Origin of the sequence: Streptomyces sp. NPDC086554, from assembly GCF_040686095.1 — a bacterium.
Lineage (GTDB): Bacteria > Actinomycetota > Actinomycetes > Streptomycetales > Streptomycetaceae > Streptomyces.
The window spans coordinates 312,739-332,694 of the sequence record NZ_JBFBJK010000002.1 but is presented as its reverse complement, the minus strand read 5'-3'; the positions used below and the strand labels follow the sequence as shown (position 1 = coordinate 332,694).

16 protein-coding genes are annotated in these 19,956 nt (G+C 71.5%); 10 read left to right on the top strand and 6 right to left on the bottom strand.

All coding sequences use genetic code 11. The features are described 5' to 3' along the window. Window positions 1–172 precede the first annotated feature (172 nt). Window positions 173–1,024 carry a helix-turn-helix transcriptional regulator gene (locus AB0O76_RS04130; protein WP_365485562.1) on the top strand — a complete coding sequence of 284 codons (852 nt, stop codon included), beginning with the start codon at window positions 173–175 and terminating at the stop codon, window positions 1,022–1,024. Between the two features lie 83 nt (window positions 1,025–1,107). Then, window positions 1,108–2,247, top strand: coding sequence for a tRNA dihydrouridine synthase DusB (gene dusB, locus AB0O76_RS04125; protein WP_365485181.1), 1,140 nt, complete (start codon window positions 1,108–1,110; stop codon window positions 2,245–2,247). A gap of 32 nt (window positions 2,248–2,279) precedes the next feature. On the opposite strand, the gene AB0O76_RS04120 is transcribed toward dusB, so the two are convergent. Continuing rightward, a complete protein-coding gene (locus tag AB0O76_RS04120; protein ID WP_365485178.1) occupies window positions 2,280–3,554 on the bottom strand; it encodes a cytochrome P450 in 1,275 nt (424 codons plus the stop codon). A gap of 85 nt (window positions 3,555–3,639) precedes the next feature. After that, on the bottom strand, window positions 3,640–4,938 hold the full coding sequence (locus AB0O76_RS04115) for a glutamine synthetase family protein (protein ID WP_365485560.1): 1,299 nt from the start codon (window positions 4,936–4,938) through the stop codon (window positions 3,640–3,642). A gap of 294 nt (window positions 4,939–5,232) precedes the next feature. Between AB0O76_RS04115 and AB0O76_RS04110 the strand changes: the two genes are divergently transcribed. Beyond that, a complete protein-coding gene (locus AB0O76_RS04110) occupies window positions 5,233–6,024 on the top strand; it encodes an acetoacetate decarboxylase family protein (protein WP_365485176.1) in 792 nt (263 codons plus the stop codon). Window positions 6,025–6,037: 13 nt separating this feature from the next. On the opposite strand, the gene AB0O76_RS04105 is transcribed toward AB0O76_RS04110, so the two are convergent. Beyond that, the gene (locus AB0O76_RS04105) at window positions 6,038–7,522 is read right to left on the bottom strand and encodes an APC family permease (RefSeq protein ID WP_365485173.1); all 1,485 of its coding nucleotides are present in this window, start codon (window positions 7,520–7,522) and stop codon (window positions 6,038–6,040) included. Between the two features lie 185 nt (window positions 7,523–7,707). Here AB0O76_RS04105 and AB0O76_RS04100 point away from each other — a divergent pair, with 185 nt between their 5' ends. After that, window positions 7,708–8,280: a MarR family winged helix-turn-helix transcriptional regulator gene (locus tag AB0O76_RS04100; protein WP_365485170.1), complete on the top strand. Its 573-nt coding sequence runs from the start codon at window positions 7,708–7,710 to the stop codon at window positions 8,278–8,280. A gap of 135 nt (window positions 8,281–8,415) precedes the next feature. On the opposite strand, the gene AB0O76_RS04095 is transcribed toward AB0O76_RS04100, so the two are convergent. Then, on the bottom strand, window positions 8,416–9,927 hold the full coding sequence (locus AB0O76_RS04095) for an aldehyde dehydrogenase (RefSeq protein ID WP_365485167.1): 1,512 nt from the start codon (window positions 9,925–9,927) through the stop codon (window positions 8,416–8,418). Window positions 9,928–10,166: 239 nt separating this feature from the next. Between AB0O76_RS04095 and AB0O76_RS04090 the strand changes: the two genes are divergently transcribed. The 6 genes from AB0O76_RS04090 (at window position 10,167) to AB0O76_RS04065 (ending at window position 16,482) form a co-directional block, all read left to right on the top strand. After that, window positions 10,167–11,732, top strand: a complete 1,566-nt coding sequence (locus AB0O76_RS04090) for an aldehyde dehydrogenase (protein ID WP_365485164.1) — start codon at window positions 10,167–10,169, stop codon at window positions 11,730–11,732. After that, window positions 11,725–12,663 (top strand): catechol 1,2-dioxygenase, encoded by a 939-nt coding sequence (locus AB0O76_RS04085; protein ID WP_365485162.1) that lies wholly within the window; start codon window positions 11,725–11,727, stop codon window positions 12,661–12,663. The genes AB0O76_RS04090 and AB0O76_RS04085 overlap by 8 nt, the downstream gene beginning before the upstream one ends. Beyond that, window positions 12,660–13,535 (top strand): fumarylacetoacetate hydrolase family protein, encoded by an 876-nt coding sequence (locus AB0O76_RS04080; RefSeq protein ID WP_365485159.1) that lies wholly within the window; start codon window positions 12,660–12,662, stop codon window positions 13,533–13,535. Before AB0O76_RS04085 ends, AB0O76_RS04080 begins: the two co-directional genes overlap by 4 nt. Window positions 13,536–13,588: 53 nt before the next feature. After that, on the top strand, window positions 13,589–13,780 hold the full coding sequence (locus AB0O76_RS04075) for a ferredoxin (protein ID WP_365485156.1): 192 nt from the start codon (window positions 13,589–13,591) through the stop codon (window positions 13,778–13,780). A 6-nt stretch (window positions 13,781–13,786) separates the two neighbouring features. Next, entirely contained in the window at window positions 13,787–14,992 is a 1,206-nt protein-coding gene (locus AB0O76_RS04070) for an FAD/NAD(P)-binding oxidoreductase (protein WP_365485153.1), read from the top strand. A gap of 365 nt (window positions 14,993–15,357) precedes the next feature. Continuing rightward, window positions 15,358–16,482, top strand: a complete 1,125-nt coding sequence (locus tag AB0O76_RS04065) for an MFS transporter (RefSeq protein ID WP_365485151.1) — start codon at window positions 15,358–15,360, stop codon at window positions 16,480–16,482. Window positions 16,483–16,566: 84 nt separating this feature from the next. Here AB0O76_RS04065 and AB0O76_RS04060 read toward each other — a convergent pair whose 3' ends face one another. Together AB0O76_RS04060 and AB0O76_RS04055 are read right to left on the bottom strand one after the other, a co-directional pair. Continuing rightward, window positions 16,567–18,537, bottom strand: coding sequence for a glycogen debranching N-terminal domain-containing protein (locus AB0O76_RS04060; protein WP_365485148.1), 1,971 nt, complete (start codon window positions 18,535–18,537; stop codon window positions 16,567–16,569). Then, window positions 18,530–19,930, bottom strand: coding sequence for a hypothetical protein (locus tag AB0O76_RS04055; RefSeq protein WP_365485558.1), 1,401 nt, complete (start codon window positions 19,928–19,930; stop codon window positions 18,530–18,532). The genes AB0O76_RS04060 and AB0O76_RS04055 overlap by 8 nt, the downstream gene beginning before the upstream one ends. Window positions 19,931–19,956 lie beyond the last annotated feature (26 nt).

The window sequence follows — 19,956 nt, the reverse complement described above, 5'->3', positions numbered from 1 at the left end:
GAGGGGTACCAGAGTCTCCTTATCCTGGTACCAAGCGCACCTGGAAGCAGGCTGCGGTATGGGGCAGCCTTGAATGGTGACCGTTACCGCAGTGCCGGACGCCACCGGCCACCACTCCGACCGCGCCCGCGCCCGCGCCCGCGCCCTCGACCCCGGTCCCGATTCCGCCGCCATCATCCGCCGTCAGGAACTCGCGGCCTTCCTCCGCAGCCGCCGCGAGCGCGTCACACCCGAGCAGACGGGCCTGCCCCGCGGATCGCGCCGCCGCACGCCGGGGCTGCGCCGCGAGGAGGTCGCACAGCTCTCCTCAGTGGGCGTCACCTGGTACACGTGGCTGGAACAGGCGCGGCCCATCAGAGTGTCGGCGCAGGTCGTCGACGCGATCGCCCGCGCGCTCCTGATGGACCCGAGCGAGCGCGCCCACCTCTTCGCGCTCGCGGGTGTCGTCGACCCGCGCCCCGAGGCGGAGTGCACCGCGCTCTCGGCGCCGGTCCGGCGGCTGATGCACCGCATCGTCCCCTACCCCGCCGTCGTGCAGAACGGCCGCTACGACGTCCTCGCCCACAACCGTTCCTGGACACACGTCTTCGGCGACTTCGATGCGATGGAGCCGCGGGACCGCAACTGCCTGTGGCTCCTTGCCACCAGCGAGAGCTGGCGCGAGACCTTCCTCGACCGGGAGGAGATGCTGCCCGACCTGACCGCCAAGTTCCGGGCGGCCATGGCCGAGCACGGCGCCGAGCCTGCCTGGAAGGAGCTGCGCGACCGGCTGCTCGCGGCGTCCGCCGAGTTCCGCGAGCTGTGGGAGCGACACGAGGTGGCGACGATGTCCCCGCACGTCAAGCGCTACCAGCACCCTCAGGTCGGGCTGCTGCGCCTTGAGCACCGCATGCTGTGGATGGCCCCGCTGATGCAGGCGCACCGTCTGATCGCGTACGTCCCGGCCGACGACGAGACGGACGAGCGACTCGAGCGGCTCGCGGAGCTGTCCGGGGAGCTGTCCGGGGAGCTGCCCGGGGAGTGAGGGCAGGCGGTGCGTGAGGTGAGGGACAATGGATGCTTGCCCCCGCTCCATTCCATCATCCGTATGTCCCGGAGAGATCCCCGATGTCCCAGCCGCCGCAGCCGCTGTCGATTGGCCCGCACGCCGTGCGGCCGCCCGTCGTGCTCGCCCCCATGGCGGGCATCACGAACGCGCCGTTCCGGACGCTGTGCAGGGAGTTTTCCGGCGGCAAGGGGCTCTTCGTCAGCGAGATGATCACGACGCGGGCGCTGGTCGAGCGCAATGAGAAGACCATGCAGCTGATCCACTTCGATGAGACCGAGAAGCCGCGGTCCATCCAGCTGTACGGGGTGGACCCGGCGACCGTCGGCAAGGCCGTCCGCATGATCGCGGAGGAGGACCTGGCCGATCACATCGACCTGAACTTCGGCTGCCCCGTCCCCAAGGTCACCCGCAAGGGCGGCGGCTCCGCGCTGCCGTACAAGCGGCCTCTGCTGCGGGCGATCCTGAAGGAAGCGGTCAGCGGCGCGGGTGACATCCCCGTCACCATGAAGATGCGCAAGGGCATCAACGACGAGCACATCACCTTCCTCGACGCCGGCCGTATCGCCGTCGAGGAGGGCGTCACCGCCATCGCGCTGCACGGCCGCACCGCCGCACAGCACTATGGCGGGACCGCCGACTGGGACGCCATCGCCCGCCTCAAGGAGCACGTCCCCGAGATCCCGGTGCTCGGCAACGGCGACATCTGGTCCGCCGCCGACGCGGTGCGGATGATGAAGAAGACCGGCTGCGACGGTGTCGTGGTGGGGCGTGGCTGCCTCGGCCGCCCCTGGCTCTTCGGTGATCTCGTCGCCGCCTTCGAGGGGACGGGCGCGCCCAAGGCCCCGGACCTGCGCGAGGTCTCGAAGGTCATGCTGCGGCACGCGACCCTCCTCGGCGAGTGGATCGGCGACGAGGCGCGCGGCGTCATCGACTTCCGCAAGCATGTGGCCTGGTATCTGAAGGGCTTCGCGGTCGGCTCCGAGATGCGTAAGCGCCTCGCGATCACGTCCTCGCTCGCCGAACTGGAGGACGGGCTCGGCGAGTTGGACCTGGACCAGCCGTGGCCGGTCGGCGCCGACGGGCCGCGCGGGCGTACGTCGGGCAACAACCGCGTCGTCCTGCCGGACGGCTGGCTGAAGGACCCCTACGACTGCGCGGGCATCAGCGAGGACGCCGAGCTGGACACGTCGGGCGGCTGACCCTCAGGCTCACGCTCACCCCACGCTCACGCTCACGCCAGAGTCACCGTCACCGGCAGCTCCTTGATCCCGTTCACGAAGTTCGACCGCACCCGCCGCACCTCACCGGCGACGCGGATGTCCGCCAACCTCGGCAGCAGCTCCTCGAACATGACCCGCATCTCCAGGCGGGCAAGGGAGTTGCCCAGGCAGAAGTGCGGGCTGCCCTTGCCGAAGGTCACGTGGTCGATGTTCTCGCGGGTGACGTCGAAGCGGTACGGATCCGGGAAGACGTCCGCGTCGCGATTCCCCGAGGCGAACCACAGCACCACCTTGTCGCCCTCCCTGATCAGCTTGCCGCCCAGTTCGACGTCACGGGTCGCCGTGCGCCGGAAGTGGTAGACGGGCGAGGCCCAGCGCAGGCACTCCTCGACGCCGCCCGGGATGAGGGAGGGGTCGGCGGTGAGTTTGGCGCGCTCGTCCGGGTGGTTGATCAGCGCGAGCATGGAGTGCGAGATCGCGTGTCGCGTCGTCTCGTTCCCTGCCACGACGAGCAGCAGGAAGTAGTTGTCGAAGTCGGTGGCGGAGAGCGGTACGCCGTCCTTGGGCGAGTTGTTGACCAGCGTGCTCACCAGGTCCGTCCCGTCGCCGCCGCGCCGTTTCGCCGCCAACTCCCTTCCGTACGCGAAGACTTCGAGCGCGGCGGGGGAGCGGAACGGCAGATTGCGGTAGCGCTCGCTCTCCGCGCTCTCCAGGAGTACGTCGGCGTAGTCCGGGTCGGTGTTGCCGATGATGCGGTTGCCCCAGTCGATGAGCTGCTGTGTGTCCTCCTCGGGGACGTCGAGCATCCGCGCGAGGACGTTGATCGGGAAGTCGGCCGAGACCTCCTTGACGAAGTCGAAGGTGCCCTTGGGCAGCGCGGCGTCCAGGGTGCGGGCGGTGAGGCCGCGCAGGAACGTCTCGTACGTCGCGACGGCTCGCGCGGTGAACTGCTTCTGCAGGATCAGCCGCAGCGCGCGGTGGCGAAGCCCGTCGGTCTCCAGGAGGGAGCGGCGCAGCGCGATGAAGTCCTCGTCGACCTCTTCGAGGTTGGTGAACCGCTCGGAGGTGAAGGTCTCCGGGTCACGGTCGACGCGCACGATGTCCGCGTGCCGGGTGACCGCCCAGAAGCCGGAGTTGGGCGGGGGCTCGGGCTGCCAGTGGACGGGGTCCTCGCGGCGCAGCGTGTCGAACATCCGCCAGGGCAGGGTGGCATCGGTGAACCGGTCGTTGTCGGCGAGGTCGACGTCGGAGAGGGGCAGGGGCGGGGCGCTCGTGACCGTACTCATGGGACGTACTCCTACTGGGGGCAGGGGGAGGCGGGTGCGGTCGGATTCATCGGATGCGGATGCGGATGCGGATGCGGATGCGGATTCAGATGAGGAAGGCGTACTCCGTGAACTCCCAGTCGGTGATGTGCTGTTGGAAGCGTTCGATCTCGTTGCGCTTGTACGTGAGGAAGGCGCCGGTGAAGCCGTCGCCGAGCAGCCGGGTGAGTGCCTCGTCGGCCTCCAGGGCGTCGAGTGCCGCGCCGAGGGTGCCGGGGAGGCGGGGCGCGGAGTCCTCCTGGTAGCCGTAGCCCTCCAGCGGTGCGGGCGGCTCCTGCTTGTCGCGGATGCCGAGCAGGAGGGCGGCCACGGCGCCCGCGATGCCGAGGTAGGGATTGGCGGACGCATCGCCAAGTCGCAGTTCGAGCCGGGTCCCTGACCCCCTCTCAGGTGGAATCCGGAGCATCGCGCTGCGGTTGTCCAGGCCCCAGTCGATCAGCCAGGGGGCCAGGGTGTCGGGTCCGAAGCGTTTGTACGAGTTGATCGTCGGGTTGAGCAGGGCGCTGAGGGCGGGCGCGTGCGCCAGGAGTCCGGCGACGGCGTGCCGCGCGGTCGCCGAAAGACCGTCGGGGGCATCCGCGTCCGCGAAGACATTGCGTCCCGCGGCATCGACCAACGAGATGTGCAGATGGAAGCCGGAGCCGCCGAGCGCGTTGAACGGCTTGGCCATGAAGGTCGCGAGGCGTCCCTCGCGGCGGGCCGTCTCCTTGACGGCGGCCTTGAAGCGGAAGGCGCGGTCGGCGGCGTCCAGGGCCTCGGAGTGGTCCAGGTTGATCTCGAACTGCCCGCCGTCGAATTCGTGGTTGCCCGCGATCGCGCCGATGCCGAGCTCGGCCAACTGCCGCAGGGTGCGCAGCAGATGACCGTCCGGGTCGCCGCGCCGTCCCGCGCTGTATACGTTCCCGGTGGCGCCGCCGTACACCGACCAGCCGGATGCGGTGGTGGGGTCGGCGTCGCAGAGGAAGTACTCCAGCTCGGGGCCGACGACGGGGGTGAGGGGGCCGGTGGGGTGCTCGGCGGCGCGGTCGAGCACGCGCCGCAGCAGGGCGCGCGGTGACTCGGGGGTGGGCTCACCGGTGGCGGGATCGAAGGTGTCCCCGAGACACCAGGCGACGCCGGGCTCCCAGGGGAGAGTGTGCAGGGTGCGCAGATCGGGCCGTACGGAAACGTCGGGAAGCCCGGCATCGAGCCCGCCCGCCACGGGGACGACGTCGCCGCGGGGGGTGGTGTGGTAGACGGCGCGGCAGAAGGAGAGTCCGTGGCCGCAGGCGCCGGGCAGCTGGCTCACGAGGATGTCGCGGCCCCGGTCCGCGCCGATGAGGTCGGGGTAGATGACGCGGACGATGTCGGTGCCCTGGGCGCGGAGTGCGTCTACCGTTTCGGCGACTTGGGGGTTCCCTGCGGCTTGGTTGCGGGGTGTTGCGGTTGCTTCACTCACCCGTGGTCCAGCCTTTCGCGCGGCTGTCGTTTGAGATCAAACGATAGGGAGTCGGTGGGGTCCGGGGCAAGGGGGCGGCGGGGAATTGTGCCCCCGGAGCAGGGAGGGGTGGCGGGGGTGGCCGCTCGTGACAGAGGGGCCGGGAAGGCATATCGTACGGGTCCAAATAACTGCACTCCTGGATGCCCAAGGAGCCTTTCCATGGCCGGAGTTCAAGGATTCTTTCCGCCCAGGACCGCGACGGGGCGGGCCTCGCTCATCCCCGCACCGCCCTGGCACTACTCGGGCGACCTCCTCACCGTCGAGTATCGGACCAACCCGGCAAGGGTCCGTGAACTCCTCCCCGAATCCCTGGAGTTGGCGCCCGAGGATCCCGGTGCCGTCGCTCTCATCTGGGCCGACTGGCAGTCCTGCGGGGATACGGGGGCGGAGCTGCTCGATCCGGTCCGGGCCCAGTACAAGGAGTGCTTCGCCGTCGTGCGCTGCGGATATCGCGGACGTACGTACTCACGCTGCGTCTTCATCTGGGTCGACAAGGACTTCGCCGTCGCCAGGGGGATCCACCAGGGGTACCCGAAGAAGCTCGGGTCCATCCACATGACCCGGCCGCACCCCTACGGCCCCGCCCCCCGCATCGCGGCCGGTGCCGCCTTCGGGGCCACGCTCGCCGCCGCCGACCGGCGCATCGCCCAGGCCGTGGTGACCCTGCGCGAACCCTCGGAGACGAACGGCTTCGTCAACGCCCACCCCATGGCCCACCACCGCCAACTCCCCGCCATCGACGGCAAAGGGCTCGCCCTGGACGAACTTGTCGCGTCCGGTGCCGCGTCCTTCGAGGGCGGGCAGGCGTGGGCGGGCGACGCGGAGCTCGACCTCTTCGACGCGCCGACGGAGGAGCTGTCCGCCCTCGCCGTCGAGGAGCCGATCGGGGCCTACTACCGGCAGGTGGGGGTGACTTGGAACGGCGGTACGTTGCTGGAGAGGGCGTTGTAGGCGAGGCGCAGTGCTACTCCCCGGCAGGGGCCGCCGCCCCGATCCCCTCGTACGTCCTTCGGCGGAACTTCCGCAGCCACAGACCCCACGCGATCCCCGCCGCTGCCGCGATGAGAATCAGGCACGGCAGGATCCACCGCAGCGGGTTGTCGGGTGAAACCCCCAGCTGCACACTGAAGTTGGTGATCGCGAGCCAGAAGATGACGGTGAGCGCGACGCCCGACAGGACCGGGGCGATCAGTCGGTGCCACAGTGGCTCGCTCACCTCGCGGCGGCGGGCGAAGTAGCCGACCACCGCGGCCGACGTGGCGAGCAGGAGCAGGATCACGCCCAGCGCGCTGAGGTTGGTGAGCCAGGTGAAGACGTCCGCCACCGGGTCGCGCCCCGCCAGCGCGAAGACCCCGATGACGATGACGGTGAGTGTCGTCTGGAGCAGCGAGCCCCGGTGCGGCGACCCATGTCGCGGATGCAGCGCGCCGAGCCCGCGCGGCAGCACACCCTCGCGTCCGAGCGAACGGACGTACCGGGCAACGGCGTTGTGGAAGGAGAGGAGCGCGGCCAGCAGGCTGGTGATGAGGAAGAGCTGGGCGAAGTCGGAGAAGGTGGTGCCCAGGCCGTCGCTCCGGTCGGAGAGGAAGAACAGCATCTCCGGCCCCTGTTCGGCCGCGACCTTCGTCGCCTGCCCCGTGCCCGCGCCGCTGATCATCGCCCACGCCGTGACCGCGTAGAAGACACCGATGAGGCCGACCGCGATGTACGTCGCGCGCGCCACCGTCCGGCGCGGATCTCGGCACTCCTCGCTGTAGAGCGCCGCCGACTCGAAGCCCATGTACGCGGCGAACACGCAGCACAGCGCGACCCCGAGCGAGCCGTCGGTGGCGGCGCCCCAGGTGAGGGGCGTGGTCGAGATGCCATCGGGGGCGTCGGCGAACTGCCCGATGTCGAAGACGAGTACGGTGCCGAACTCGAGCACGAGCAGTACGGCGAGCACCTTTACGCCCAGGTCCACGCGCCGGTACCCGAGCGCCCCGACGACCGCCGTGCACGCGAGGACCAGCGCCCACCAGGGGATGACCGCACCTGTCTTGGACTCGATGAACTGCGCCGTCGTCGCGCCGAAGAGGCCCGCGATGCCGATCTGCATGGCGTTGTACGCGAGCAGCGCGACGAACGCCGCACCTACACCGGCGGTGCGGCCGAGTCCCTGCGCGGTGTACGCGTAGAACGCCCCGGCCCCCGTGATGTGGCGGCTCATCGCCGCGTATCCCGCGCTGAAGAGCGCGAGGACGACGCCGATGAGGAGGTAGAGGAACGGTATGCCGAGGATCCCCGTGACGCCGAGGGACTGCGGTATGCCACCCGCGGCCACGGTGAGCGGGGCCGATGCCGCGACGACGAAGAAGACGATGCCGGTCACGCCGATGGGGCGGCGGCGGGGTGCGGTCGCGGAGGAGAGGGGCGGCGCGGGGGACGGCACGCCGTGCTGATCGATGGTCATACCGGGACTCCGGGGAGGGGAGGGCGTTTCCGCCGGAAACGCGTTATCGTTTGAGCCCGTACGAAATTCGAGTGGCGCTGATGGTACGGACGCGTATGCGCCCCGGCAAGGTCTTGGGAGACTGGGCCCGCCGGCCGGAACCACACGAACGACGGCCGGGCACACGAGAACGAGGGGACACGCACGTGACGGGCTACCGCTCCATCCGCGAGACCGAGAAGGCGGTCCGGGCCAAGCTCGGTGGCACGCCCGTCAAGTACGAGCAGATGGCCGCCGTCTCGAACATCTACCGCGCGGCGGCGGCCGTTCGCCAGCACTTCGAGAACTCCGTGCTGCGGGGCGCCGAGCTGACGTGGACGTCGTTCGTGGTGCTGTATGTGGTCTGGATCTGGGGGGAGATGGAGACCCGTCACGTCGCGGAGGAGGCCGGGATCTCCAAGGGGACACTGACCGGGGTCGCTCGGACGCTGGCCGGGCGGGGGCTGCTTGAGCGGCGGGGCCACCCGGACGACGGGCGGCTCGCACTGCTGCGGCTCACCGGGGAGGGGGAGCGGCTGATGGAGAAGGTGTTCCCCGCCTTCAACGGGGAAGAGGTGTTCGTCACCGAGGGGCTGACGGACGCGGAGTGCCGGACGCTGGCGGATCTGCTGCGGAAGATTGTTGTGCAGACGGAGGAGAAGGGGGAGGAGCGGAGGGTCGAGTTGCTGGATGGGGCCGAGCCTGCGCCGCGCAGGAGTGGGCGGCGGGCCAAGGAGTGATCCGCCGGGGGCGGCGCGGGGCAGGTGGCCCGGCGCTCCTCAGCGGGGGTTCAGGCCGCCCGGTGCTCCTTAGTGGGGCTCGGGTCGCCCGGCGCGCTTCAGCGGGGCTCAGGTCGCCCGGCGCGCCACGGTGCATCAAAGCTGGATCCACGTCGTCTTCAGCTCCGTGTACTTCTCCAGCGCGTGCAGCGACTTGTCACGCCCGTTCCCCGACTGCTTGTAGCCGCCGAACGGCACCGTCACATCGCCCTCCTCGTAGCAGTTGACCCACACCGTGCCCGCCCGCAGCCGGCGCGCCACGGTGTGTGCCGTCGACAGGTCCGAGGTCCAGAGTCCGGCCGCGAGCCCGTACTGGGTGTCGTTGGCGAGCGCGATCGCCTCGTCCAGCGAGCCGAAAGTGAGGACGGCGAGGACCGGGCCGAAGATCTCCTCGCGGGCCAGGGGCATCCGCGGGGTGACCTGGTCGAAGACGGTGGGGGAGAAGTAGCTGCCGCCGGGGACGACTTCGAGCCGGGTGCCCCCGGCGCGCAGCCGGGCGCCGGCCTCCGCGCCCCGGCGTACGTGCTGCAGTACGGACTCCACTCGCGCCGTCCCGGCCAGCGCCCCCATCTCCGTTGCCGGGTCCAGGGGATCGCCGACCCGCAGCGTCCCGGCCCGCTCGACGACCGCCGCCGTCACCTCCTCCGCCACCGACTCGTGCACAAGGAGCCGCGAGGGCGCCGTGCACATCTCGCCCTGGTTGAAGAAGATGCCCCAGGCCGCGGTGGCCGCTGCCGCAGCCAGGTCGGGGGCGTCGGGCAGGACGATGTTGGGAGACTTGCCGCCCAGCTCCAGCCAGACCCGCTTGAGGTTGGAGTCGGCCGCGTAGTGGAGGAAGTGGCGGCCCACCGCCGTGGAGCCGGTGAACGCGACGACGTCCACGTCCGGGTGGCGGCCGAGCGCGCGGCCCGCGGTCGGCCCGTCGCCCGCGACGACGTTCAGGGCGCCGGGCGGCAGGCCCGCTTCGTCGGCGATCCTGCCGAGCAACAGGGCGGACAGGGGCGTGAGTTCGGAGGGTTTGAGGACCACCGTGCAGCCCGCCGCGAGCGCCGGGGCCACCTTCCAGGCCGCGAGCGTGAGCGGGAAGTTCCAGGGGACCACCGCGCCGACCACGCCGGAGGGTTCCCGTGTGACGAGCGCGAGGGCGTCGGGGTCCGTGTGCGGGGATGTGTCGGTCAGCTTGTCGGCGAGCTGGCCGTACCAGCGGAAGGTGTTCGCCAGGGCGCGCAGTTCGATCGCGTACGACTCGGAGATCGGTTTGCCGTTCTCCAGGGTGACCGTGAGGGCGAGAGTGGAGCGGTGCTCTTCGATGAGAGCGGCGATCCGCAGCAGGGTCCGGCCCCGGTCGGCGGGGGAGAGGCGCGGCCACGGTCCGGTGTCGAAGGCCCGGCGGGCGGCGGCGACCGCGAGGTCCACCTCCTTCTCGCCCGCGTCGGCGACCAGGGCGAGGGTGCGGCCGTCGCGGGGTGAGACGACGGGGAACGCGCCGCCCGAACCGTCCGCTTCGGCGCCCGCGACGCGGTGCCGGGTGGGCAGGACGGGGATGAGCGCGTCGGCCCGCCGCATCCAGTCCTGGTGGCTGCTGGTGGACAGGGCGTCGTCCGGCATGGGGGCCTCCGGGGGTGTTGGTGTGGGGGTACGTGGTTACGTGGTGCGTGGCGTGCGCGGAGGGGTCTGTGGGGCGTCTGTGGCGGCGTACTCGGCTGGGTGCGCCGCCACACGCGGGGTGGTGTCGTTTGGTCTCAAACGGTAGTCCAACACTGCGCCCCCATCGAGGGGTTGACCCGGGCGACCCCGCACTCATAATGTTGTTTGGGTTCAAACGAACTGGCGAACTGGAGGATGCCATGGCTCCCCCCGCTCCCGGACCACCGGCCGACGCCCCGCGCACCCCGTACGCCCCGCGCACCCCGCACACCGCGACCGTCACGCCCCTCGCGACCGTCGCAGGCGTTCCCGTCGACACCCGCCACTGGATCGGCGGCGAACGCGTCGCCTCCGCCGCCACCTTCACCGACCGATCGCCGATCGACGGTGCGCCGCTCGCCGAGATCGCCCGCGGCGGCGCCGCCGAGGCGCGGGCCGCCGTGGCCGCCGCCCGCGCCGCCTTTCCCGGCTGGGCCGCCACCCCGCCCGCCGAACGGGCCCGGCTCCTGCACGCCGTCGCCGACGGGGTCGAGGCCCGCATCGAGGACCTCGCGATCGTCGAGACCACCGACAACGGCGCCCTGCTGCGCTCGCACCGCCGCGGCGTCATGCCCCGCGTCGCCCACAACCTCCGCTACTTCGCCGACCGCCTGCTCGCCCTCGCCCACGACGACTTCGACACCAGGGGGCACGTCAATCACGTGAGCTGGGATCCGGCGGGCCCCGCCGTCCTCATCACGCCGTGGAACGCCCCGTTGATGCTGGCCAGTTGGAAGGTCGCGCCCGCGCTCGCCGCCGGGAACACCGTCGTGCTCAAGCCCGCCGAGTGGACCCCGCTGACCGCCTCGCTCCTCGCGGACATCGCGCACGAGGCCGGTCTTCCGGCCGGGGTCTTCAATGTCGTGCAGGGGTACGGCGCGGAGGCGGGCGAGCCCCTGGTCGCCGACCCGGACGTGCGCCGGATCAGCTTCACCGGGTCCGTGCCCACCGCGCGGCGCATCGCCGAGACGGCCGCCGCGCACCTCGTGCCGTGCAGCTTCGAACTCGGCGGCAAATCGCCGCTGCTCGTCTTCGCCGACGCCGATCTGGAGCTGGCCGCCGAGCTCGCCGTCGAGCAGTTCGACAACGCGGGACAGGTCTGCCTGGCCGCCACACGCATCCTGGTCGAGGAATCCGTACGCGATGCCTTCCTCGGTCTCTTTCTTGACCGGGTAACGAAGTTGACCCAGGGAGATCCGCGCGACGAGAGCACTGATCTCGGGCCCAATATCGAGCCCCGGCACATCGAGCGCGTCGACGGATTCGTGCGGCGCGCCCTGGACGCGGGCGCCAAAGCCGTCGTCGGCGGCGGCCGCAACGAGGCACTGAGCGGGCGGCTCGGCGGGAGCTACTACCTGCCCACCCTGCTCACCGACGTCGCCCAGGACTCCGAGATCGTCCAGGAAGAGGTCTTCGGGCCCGTCCTCACTCTCCAGACCTTCCCCGACGGCGACGAGGACACGGCCGTGCGCCTCGCCAACGGCACCCGCTTCGGCCTCGCCGCCACCCTCGCCACCGGCGACCACGACCGCGCCGACCGGGTCGCCGCACGGCTCGTCGCCGGAACGGTCTGGGTCAACTGCTTCTTCGTACGCGACCTCTCCGCACCCTTCGGCGGCTCCCGCCGGTCCGGCATCGGGCGCGAGGGCGGCGACTGGTCCTTCGACTTCTACTGCGACCTGAAGAACACCGTCACCGCACCGAAGGGCTGGCGACAGCATGGGTGAGATCGTCGGGGCGGGCCTGCTCGCCCACGTGCCGACCATCGTGCTCCCCGAGGAGACCCGTAAAGAGCTCAACGAAGGCCGCGAGATCAGCCTCGTCCCCGGCCTGCGGAGGCTGCGCGAAGAGGTCTTCGAGACGCTCGCGTACGACACCGTCGTGGTGCTCGACTCGCACTGGGCGACCACCGTCGAGTTCGTCGTCTCGGCACAGCACCGGCGTGCCGGGCTCTACACCTCCGAGGAACTGCCGCGCGGCATGAGCCGCATGCCGTACGACTATCCCGGAGACCCCGAACTCGCCTACTCCGTCGCCGAGTTCGCCGAGCGGCACGGCACCTGGATCACCCCGATCGACGACCCGTACCTGCCCGTGTACTACGCCACCATCAATCTCTGGAAGTACCTGGGCGAAGGCCTCCCCGCCAGGAAATGGGTCTCGATCGGGGTCTGTCAGACCGGAGACACCGAGGATCATCTGCGGCTCGGCCGCGCGCTCGCCGACGGTATCGCCGCGCTGCCGGGCCGCAAGGTGCTCCTCATCGCCTCCGGGGCTCTCTCGCACACCTTCTGGCCGCTGCGACAGCTGCGCGCCCACGAGTCGAGCGGGCTCAGCCACATCCGTACGCCCGAGGCGCGGACCGCCGACGAGCTGCGCATCGCATGGCTGGAGCGCGGCGACCACGCGCAAGTCCTGCGCACGATGCCGGAGTTCCTCACCCACAAGCCCGAGGCGCGCTTCGGCCACTACCTGATGATGATCGGTGCTCTCGGAGAAGAGCGGTGCTCCGCCGCCGGGCGCGCCTACAGCGCGTACGAGAACTCGGTCGGCACCGGACAGATGCACTTGTGGTTCGACCGCCCCGCCGGGGGCTGGACCGCCGCACGGGACACGCAGAGTGCCGTCCCTGACACGGAGGCCGAGGTCAGCGCATGACGGACAACACCAACACCACCACCATCACCACCGAGTACCGCCGGATCCTCCTCGACGGAGCCGCCGTCCAGGTCGTGCGCGACGGTGATGAACTGGTCGCCGCCGACGGCCGCCGCGTCAAGGCGGCCGAGGCGCACCACCTGCCTCCCGTGCGCCCCTCCAAGGTCATCGCCGTGCACCTCAACCACCGCAGCAGAGTCGAGGAGTTCGGGATCGGGCTTCCACCCGCTCCCACCTTCTTCCACAAGCCCATCTCCGCCCTCAACTCCCACGGTGGTGCGGTGGTCCGCCCCGACGGCTGCAAGTACCTCAACTACGAGGGCGAGATCGGCATCGTCATCGGCCGTACGTGCCGCAACGTCGCCCCCGCCGACGCGGGCGCGTACATCGCCGGATACACCGTCGCCAACGACTACGGCCTGCACGACTTCCGCGACACCGACGCCGGCTCGATGCTCCGCGTCAAGGGCTCCGACACGCTCTGCCCGCTCGGCCCCGGACTCGTCACCGGCTGGGACTTCCACGGCAAATACCTGCGGACATACGTCAACGGGTGGCTCGTGCAGGACGGTTCGACGGACGAGATGGAGTGGGACATGCACTATCTCGTCGCCGACATCGCCCGCACGATCACGCTGGAGCCCGGCGACGTGCTCCTGTCCGGAACCCCCGCCAACTCCCGGCCCGTCGCGCCGGGCGACGTCGTCGAGGTGGAGGCCGAAGGCCTCGGCAGGCTCATGAACCGCATCGTCACCGGGCCGACGGCGATCCGCTCCGACGTCGGCGCCCAGCCCACCGAGTCCGAGGAGGTCGTCTCGACGGCCTTCGGCGGCGACTGGGAGTTCCGGGGTGTCCGGCCGCCGCGCCGCTGATCCACCCACGCTGATCCATCCACGTACAGAGGCACGTACAGAAGGGAGTTGAGATGCTCAGGATCACTGTCGACATGAACGTCTGCCAGGACCACGGGCAGTGCGTCTTCGCCGCGCCGGACGTCTTCACGCTCGACGACGACGGCCGTCTCTCCTACGTCGCCACGCCCGACGACTCGCTGCGCGCCGACGCCGAGGACGCCGCCGACGTCTGCCCGCTGCAGGCCATCCGGGTCGAGGGCTGACCCGCCGTGGCCCCGGCCCAAATCGCCGTCGTCGGCGCGTCGCTCGGCGGCCTGCGCGCGGCGGAACAACTGCGCGCGGCGGGCTGGCAGGGGGCGATCACCGTGTACGGGGCCGAGCCCCATCTCCCGTACAACCGGCCTCCGTTGTCCAAAGAGGTCCTCGCGGGGGATGCCCCCGCGACCGTCACGGCGCTGCGTCACCGCCCCAGCGTCCAGGACGTCGAGTGGCGGCTCGGCACGGCGGTCGTCTCCGCCGATCTGGCCGCGCGCACACTCACCCTGGCCGACGGTGCGACGCATGCGTACGAGGGTCTGGTGGCCGCCACGGGGGTGCGGCCACGCAGGCTCCCACTGACCGGGGGACCGCCCCGGCATGTCGTGCGCACCCTGGAGGACTCGGCGGGGCTGCGGACCGAACTCGACGAAGGGGTACGGGTGTTGGTGATCGGCTCCGGTTTCATCGGCTGCGAGGTGGCCGCCACCGCCCGCAGGGCCGGCTGCGAGGTGACGGTCGTCGCGCCGGAGGCCGAGCCGATGATCCTGGCGCTCGGCGAGGGCCTGGCACGCGTACTGCGGCGGCGGCACGAGGCGCACGGGGTGTGCTTCCGCATGGGCCGCCTGGTCGCCGAACTAGCGGAAGGGTACGTGGTGTTGGACGACGGGACGGCGTGCGTCGCCGACGTCCTGGTCGAGGCCGTCGGATCACTGCCCAACGCGGAGTGGCTGGGTGCCACCGAGGGGATCGACCTCGGCGACGGCATCCTCTGCGACGAGCATCTGCGCATCGGCGGCCTGCCGCACGCGGTGGCCGTCGGGGACGTGGCGCGCTTCCCCAACCCCCGGTACGGGCCGGTCGCGCGGCGCGTGGAGCACTGGTCGATCCCCTCCGACAGCGCGAAGCACGCGGCCCGCGTCCTGGTCGCGGGGCTCACCGGCGGGGAGCACGGCCTGGGGCCGTTCGCGCCGCTGCCGTCGTTCTGGAGCGACCAGTTCGCGATGCGCATCCAGTCGTTCGGCCAGCCGGGGCTCGCCGAACGGTCCCAACTCCTCAAGGGAGACCCGGAGTCGTACGACAGCGATGTGCTCTACGGCTACTACCGGGACGAGCGGCTGATCGGCATCGCCGCACTCGGCGGGCCCAAGGCGGCGGCACTTGCGGGGAGTTACCGGCGGGAGCTGATGGCGCTTCCGGAGCCGGAGGCCGCCGCGTAAATCCCTGCCGGGCCGGTCGATCGGCGGCCAGACGCTCCGCTGGAAGACCTGTGCGGAATCTGCGGGCCGTCCGTGGCTGGTCGAGCCCACGCGGCGGAGCCGCACATGTCACAGCCCCGTGCCGCTGACGGGCCGTGGTACCGCACGGCAGAATCCCTTAGCCTGGCCCCGGCAACCGACCCTCCCAGGAGCTGAGATGCCCGGTCACCCGAGCGCGCGTTGACTTCGTAGGCCACGACCGACCTGTCATCGCGTGCTGCCCTTGAGCTGCGGCACGGCGAACCTTTCCACGCCCCGTCCCGCCCCGTGCGCCCGCGCGCACCGGGCCACGGGCGCGCCGCCATCAGCACCTCAAGGGGCCCTCGTTGCCGTCCGATCCCTTCACCACGCCCTCGTCGGCATACATCTCCAGCCTGTGGCGCGACCGTGATTTCCGCCGCCTCTGGGCGGGCCAGACCGCCTCCCAGCTCGGTGAACAGTCCGGCCAGGTGATCCTGCCGCTCATCGCCGTCCTCGCCCTGGACGCGGGCCCGGGACAGCTCGGTGTCCTGCGCGCCGTCGAACAGGCGCCGATCCTGCTGCTCTCGCTCCTCGCGGGCGCATGGGTGGACCGCCGACGGTCCCGCACGGTGATGGTGTCCGCGGACCTCGCCCGCGCCGTCGCCCTGGCCGCGCTTCCCGTCGCGTACCTCTTCGGCGTGCTCGGCGTTCCGGCGCTGCTCGTCGTCGCCTTCGTCGTCGGTGCGCTCGGCGTGTTCTTCGATGTGGCCTACCAGGCCTCTCTCGTACGGCTCGTACGACGCGATCAACTGATGCTGGGCAACAGCGCACTTGAGGGCAGCAGATCCGCCGCGCGGATCGGCGGTCCGGCGCTCGGCGGTGCGCTGGTGACGCTCCTTTCGGCACCGGTCGCCGCGGTGGCGGGCGCGTTCTTCTTCCTGCTGTCCTTCCTCTCGATCCGGCGGATCCGCCGCCATGAGCCGATGCCGGACCGGGAGGGCCGGGAGGGCCGGCAGGCCGAGCGGCCCCCTCGCATCTGGCGGCAGATCCGCGAAGGGCTCCAACTGGTCGTCGGTGACGGCTCGTTGTGGGCGGTGGGCATCGCATCCGCCCTCTTCCAGTTCTCCTTCGCCGCCGTGATGACCGTCTATCTGCTCTTCCTGCCGCGCGGGTTGCACCTGTCGGGCGCCGAAGTCGGCCTCGCCCTGGCGGCGACGGGTCCCGGCGCGGTCGTCGGCTCGCTCCTCGCCGCACGGCTGCCGGGAAGGTTCGGCCACGGCATGGTGCTCGTGTCCTCGGCGGTCGTCGCGACGATCAACTTCGTCGGCATGGGTCTGACCCCGCTCGGCTCGCTGCTCGGCGGCCTGCTCGCGGGCGAGTGGGGACTGCGCACAGGCCTCCTGATGACCGCGGTCGCCCTCGCGCTGTCCCCGCTGTACATGGCCTTCTCCCCACTGGCCCACCTGGGCAAGGAGCTCCCGCGCGGCTAGGTTCCGTGCCCCGAAGGGGCGCGGGGAACTGCGCGACCAGCCACATGCGGCCCGCGGATTTGGTACCGGTCTTCCAGCGGAGCGCTACGCCCCGCCCACCGCGGTGAGCAGCGCGAGCGGCGCCGCCGCCGAACGGGACTCCCGTACGCAGGCGTGCGGGTACGGCACAGGACCCGGATACGCCTCGCGCCCGTACCCCGCGAGGACCTCCGGGAGCCGGTCCCCGCCCGTCGACGCCGCCGCCACGAGAGCGCGTGCCACCGCGCGCGCCTCGTCGTGCAGGCCGTAGCGCGCGAGGCCGAGCGCGATCAGCGCGTTGTCGTGCGGCCACACCGAACCACGGTGGTACGACAGCGGGTGGTACGCCGCCTGGCCCGCAGCCAGTGTCCGTACGCCCCAGCCCGAGAAGAAGTCCGGTTCGAGGAGGCGGCGCCCGACCGCCTCCCCGTACTCCTTGTCCAGGAGGCCGGACCAGAGCAGATGGCCCGCGTCCGACGCGAGCGCGTCGACCTGGTTGCCGTCGCCGTCCAGGGCCAGCGCGGGGAAGCCCTGACCCGGCATCCAGAAGTCCCGCTGGAAGCGGTCCCGCAGATCGGCGGCCGCCTGCGTGAGCAGATCGGCGTACACCTTGTCGTCCCAGACGGTGCGGGCCAGCCAGGCGGTGCGGCCAAGGGCGTCGTACGCGTATCCCTGCGCGCCCGCCGCCATCACCGGGCCCGTGGCGCGGCTCCCGTCGGCGGAGCAGATCGCGCCGGGGGAGTCCTTCCAGTTCTGGTTGGCGAGGCCGCCCTCGTCCGCGCGGTAGACGAGATAGCCGCGCGAGGTGAGCCCGCCGTGGTCCAGGATCCAGCCGACGGCGGCCCGTGCGTGCGGCTCCAGGCGGCGGGCCAAGGCGGTGTCGCCGGACTGTTCCGTGTACGCGCCGAGCAGCACGAGGAAGAGCGGGGTCGCGTCGACCGAGCCGTAGTAGCGCCCGTACGGAACCTGCCCGAAGTGGGCGAGCTCCCCGTGCCGCACCTCGTGCACGATCTTGCCCGGCTGGGCGACCGTGCCCTCGGTGGACTCCGTCGCCTGCGTCGCGGCGAGCGCGGGCAGCGTCGCCGCGGCCAGGCGCGGCACATAGGGGAGCGCGAAGAGGGAGGTCAGGAGGGCGTCACGGCCGAGCAGCGTGAGGAACCAGGGGACGCCCGCCGCAGGGACGCGCAGGGCCTCGCCGTCCGGGCCCGACGCGGGGACCTGGAGCGCGGCGAGGTCGGCGAGGCCACGGCGGCACGCGGCCGCAAGCTCCGGCCAGGCGCCGGGGAGCGTCACCCCGGATGTGAAGTCCGCCTCGGAGGCGGCGAGTTGGCGCACCGCCTCCGAGGGGGAGCCCGGCACCTCCGGCTCCGGCGCGTCGTGCGGACGCGCCGCGGCACGCAGTGCCACCTCTGCCGTGCCGTGCGCTTCGAGGTCGAGGGACCAGACGAGGCGCCGCGCACCGGTGCCGGTCTCCTCGACCGCGTCCGGCGCGGGCTCGGCGGTCACCGTCGTACAGGAGCGCCACTCGCGCCGCCGGTAGCCGAACTCGATGCCCAGGATCGGCCCTTCGTCGCCGCCGCCGATCACCCGCCGCGACCTGACGGCGCCGGTCTTCGCGTACGTACGGTGGTCGGCCCGCAGCTCGAACTGGTCGGTGAAGTCGGCGTCGACGGTCAGCGCGACCTGCACGGTCGTCGGCACCCCGCGATTGCTGGTGACCCGAAGGCGCTCGACGAACGTACCGTCGGTGACGGCCTGTTCACGGAAGACGGTGTACGCGGGAGGCTCCTGGCGCCCGCCGCGCGGCACCAGGACGCAGCGCCCGGCGCCCGCCTCCGCGTCGGCCTGCGACACCGGCGTGAGGATCTCCGGGACGGCCCCGTCGACCGTGAGCTGCCAGCGGCTCAGATGCCGGGCGTCACGGACGAAGAGCCCGTCCGGAGCCGTGCCGCTGCCTCGCACGCCGCTGATGTCGCCGCTTGCGCCGATGGTGGCGAACGTACCGCCCCGCACGAGCAGTTGATGTCCCTCAGTCATCCCCAAACCCCTCCCTCGTCCATCCTCGAAGCTCTCCCTCGTCGCGCCCGGCGGGATCGTCGAGCAGCAGGTCCAGGGCGAGCGCGGCGCTCCAGCCGAAGCCGCGCGCACCGCAGCCCCGCCCCGTGTACGGGTCCACGTACTCGGCGAACCCGGACTCCCCGGCCACTTCGAGCAACGCGCGCCGCAAGCCGTCCGCCCGCGCCCGCTCGCCGTGCAGCCGAAGTCCCCGCTCCAGCAGCCAGTTGGTGTTGAACCACGCGGGCCCGCGCCAGTACCGACGGGGGTCGAAGGCGCTCCCGGTGAGGTCGTAGCTCGGCACGAGGCGGGCCGCGCCGCCGAGCCCGAAGTGCGGTCCGTGCGTGGTGCGGACGAGCGCGGCGGCCACGGGACGCGGCAGCGCGGGCAGGATCAGCGGGACAAGACCGCCGACCCCGCGCTCCGGCACCAGCTGCCCGGAGAGCTGGTCGCGGCAGAAGAACATGCCTTGCGCCGCGTCCCAGAGCCGCTCCACGAGGACCCCGGTCAGGGCGTCGGCACGGGCTGCGCGCTCTTCAGGCGCATCCGGCAGGCCCAACTCGGCCTCGATACGGGCCAGTGCGTACTCGGATGAGATGAGCAGCGCGTTGAACGACGGGTCCTCGACGGCGAATGCGCCCGCCCCGTCCGCGTACCGGCCATCTCGGTAGTCGGCGGCCAGGCGCACATATCTGCCGTAGTCGAGATCGGTGGGCCGGTCCTCCGCGGCCCCGTGATCCAGGTCCGCGCGCCGGTAGGCGGCCGGGTCCGCGGGGGCCACCCGGCTCAACGGGGCGTCCCAGCAAGGGCTGTTGTCCATGCCCTGTTCCCAGGGGTGGACGACGGAGGCGAGCCCCGCGCCCCCCGCGTCCCTGCTGCCGAGCAGATAGCCGTGCCAGGCGGCGAGGCGCGGGTGCACGCGGGCCAGGAAGGAACGGGCCCGGGAGAGGCCCGGGTCGGCCCGGTGCACCAGCCAGGCGGAGAGCGCGTGCACCGGCGGCTGCACGATGCCGGAGGTGTGCACGGCACCGGGCGCCCCTGCCGTGCGGCCTGCCGTCGTGGAGCGCCAGAAGTCGGGGCTGGGAAAGTAGGCGTCCAGGGGGACGGCGGGGTTGAACACGATGTGCGGTACGCGGCCGTCGCCCCACTGGGCGCACAGCAGCGTCTCCAGCTCCAACTGGGCCCGTAAGGGGGAGAGATGGCGAAGCCCGATGGCGATGAACGCGGAGTCCCAGGACCACTGGTGCGGATACAGATCACGGGAGGGGACGGTCGACGTGCCCGTCCAGTTGGCCCAGAGGACTTCGGCGGCCCGTTCGCGCAGCGACGGCGGCGTGACGGGGCGGGCGGTCAGCTGGGCTGTGCCCACGTTCATGCGGTCCACGCGGATCTCCCCGAGGG

Coding starts and splice junctions, on each gene's coding strand:
- dusB (WP_365485181.1), top strand. CDS start 1,108: ATGTCCCAGCCGCCGCAGCCGCTGTCGATTGGCCCGCACGCCGTGCGG.
- AB0O76_RS04120 (WP_365485178.1), bottom strand. CDS start 3,554: ATGAGTACGGTCACGAGCGCCCCGCCCCTGCCCCTCTCCGACGTCGAC.
- AB0O76_RS04110 (WP_365485176.1), top strand. CDS start 5,233: ATGGCCGGAGTTCAAGGATTCTTTCCGCCCAGGACCGCGACGGGGCGG.
- AB0O76_RS04105 (WP_365485173.1), bottom strand. CDS start 7,522: ATGACCATCGATCAGCACGGCGTGCCGTCCCCCGCGCCGCCCCTCTCC.
- AB0O76_RS04095 (WP_365485167.1), bottom strand. CDS start 9,927: ATGCCGGACGACGCCCTGTCCACCAGCAGCCACCAGGACTGGATGCGG.
- AB0O76_RS04090 (WP_365485164.1), top strand. CDS start 10,167: ATGGCTCCCCCCGCTCCCGGACCACCGGCCGACGCCCCGCGCACCCCG.
- AB0O76_RS04085 (WP_365485162.1), top strand. CDS start 11,725: ATGGGTGAGATCGTCGGGGCGGGCCTGCTCGCCCACGTGCCGACCATC.
- AB0O76_RS04080 (WP_365485159.1), top strand. CDS start 12,660: ATGACGGACAACACCAACACCACCACCATCACCACCGAGTACCGCCGG.
- AB0O76_RS04075 (WP_365485156.1), top strand. CDS start 13,589: ATGCTCAGGATCACTGTCGACATGAACGTCTGCCAGGACCACGGGCAG.
- AB0O76_RS04060 (WP_365485148.1), bottom strand. CDS start 18,537: ATGACTGAGGGACATCAACTGCTCGTGCGGGGCGGTACGTTCGCCACC.
- AB0O76_RS04055 (WP_365485558.1), bottom strand. CDS start 19,930: ATGAACGTGGGCACAGCCCAGCTGACCGCCCGCCCCGTCACGCCGCCG.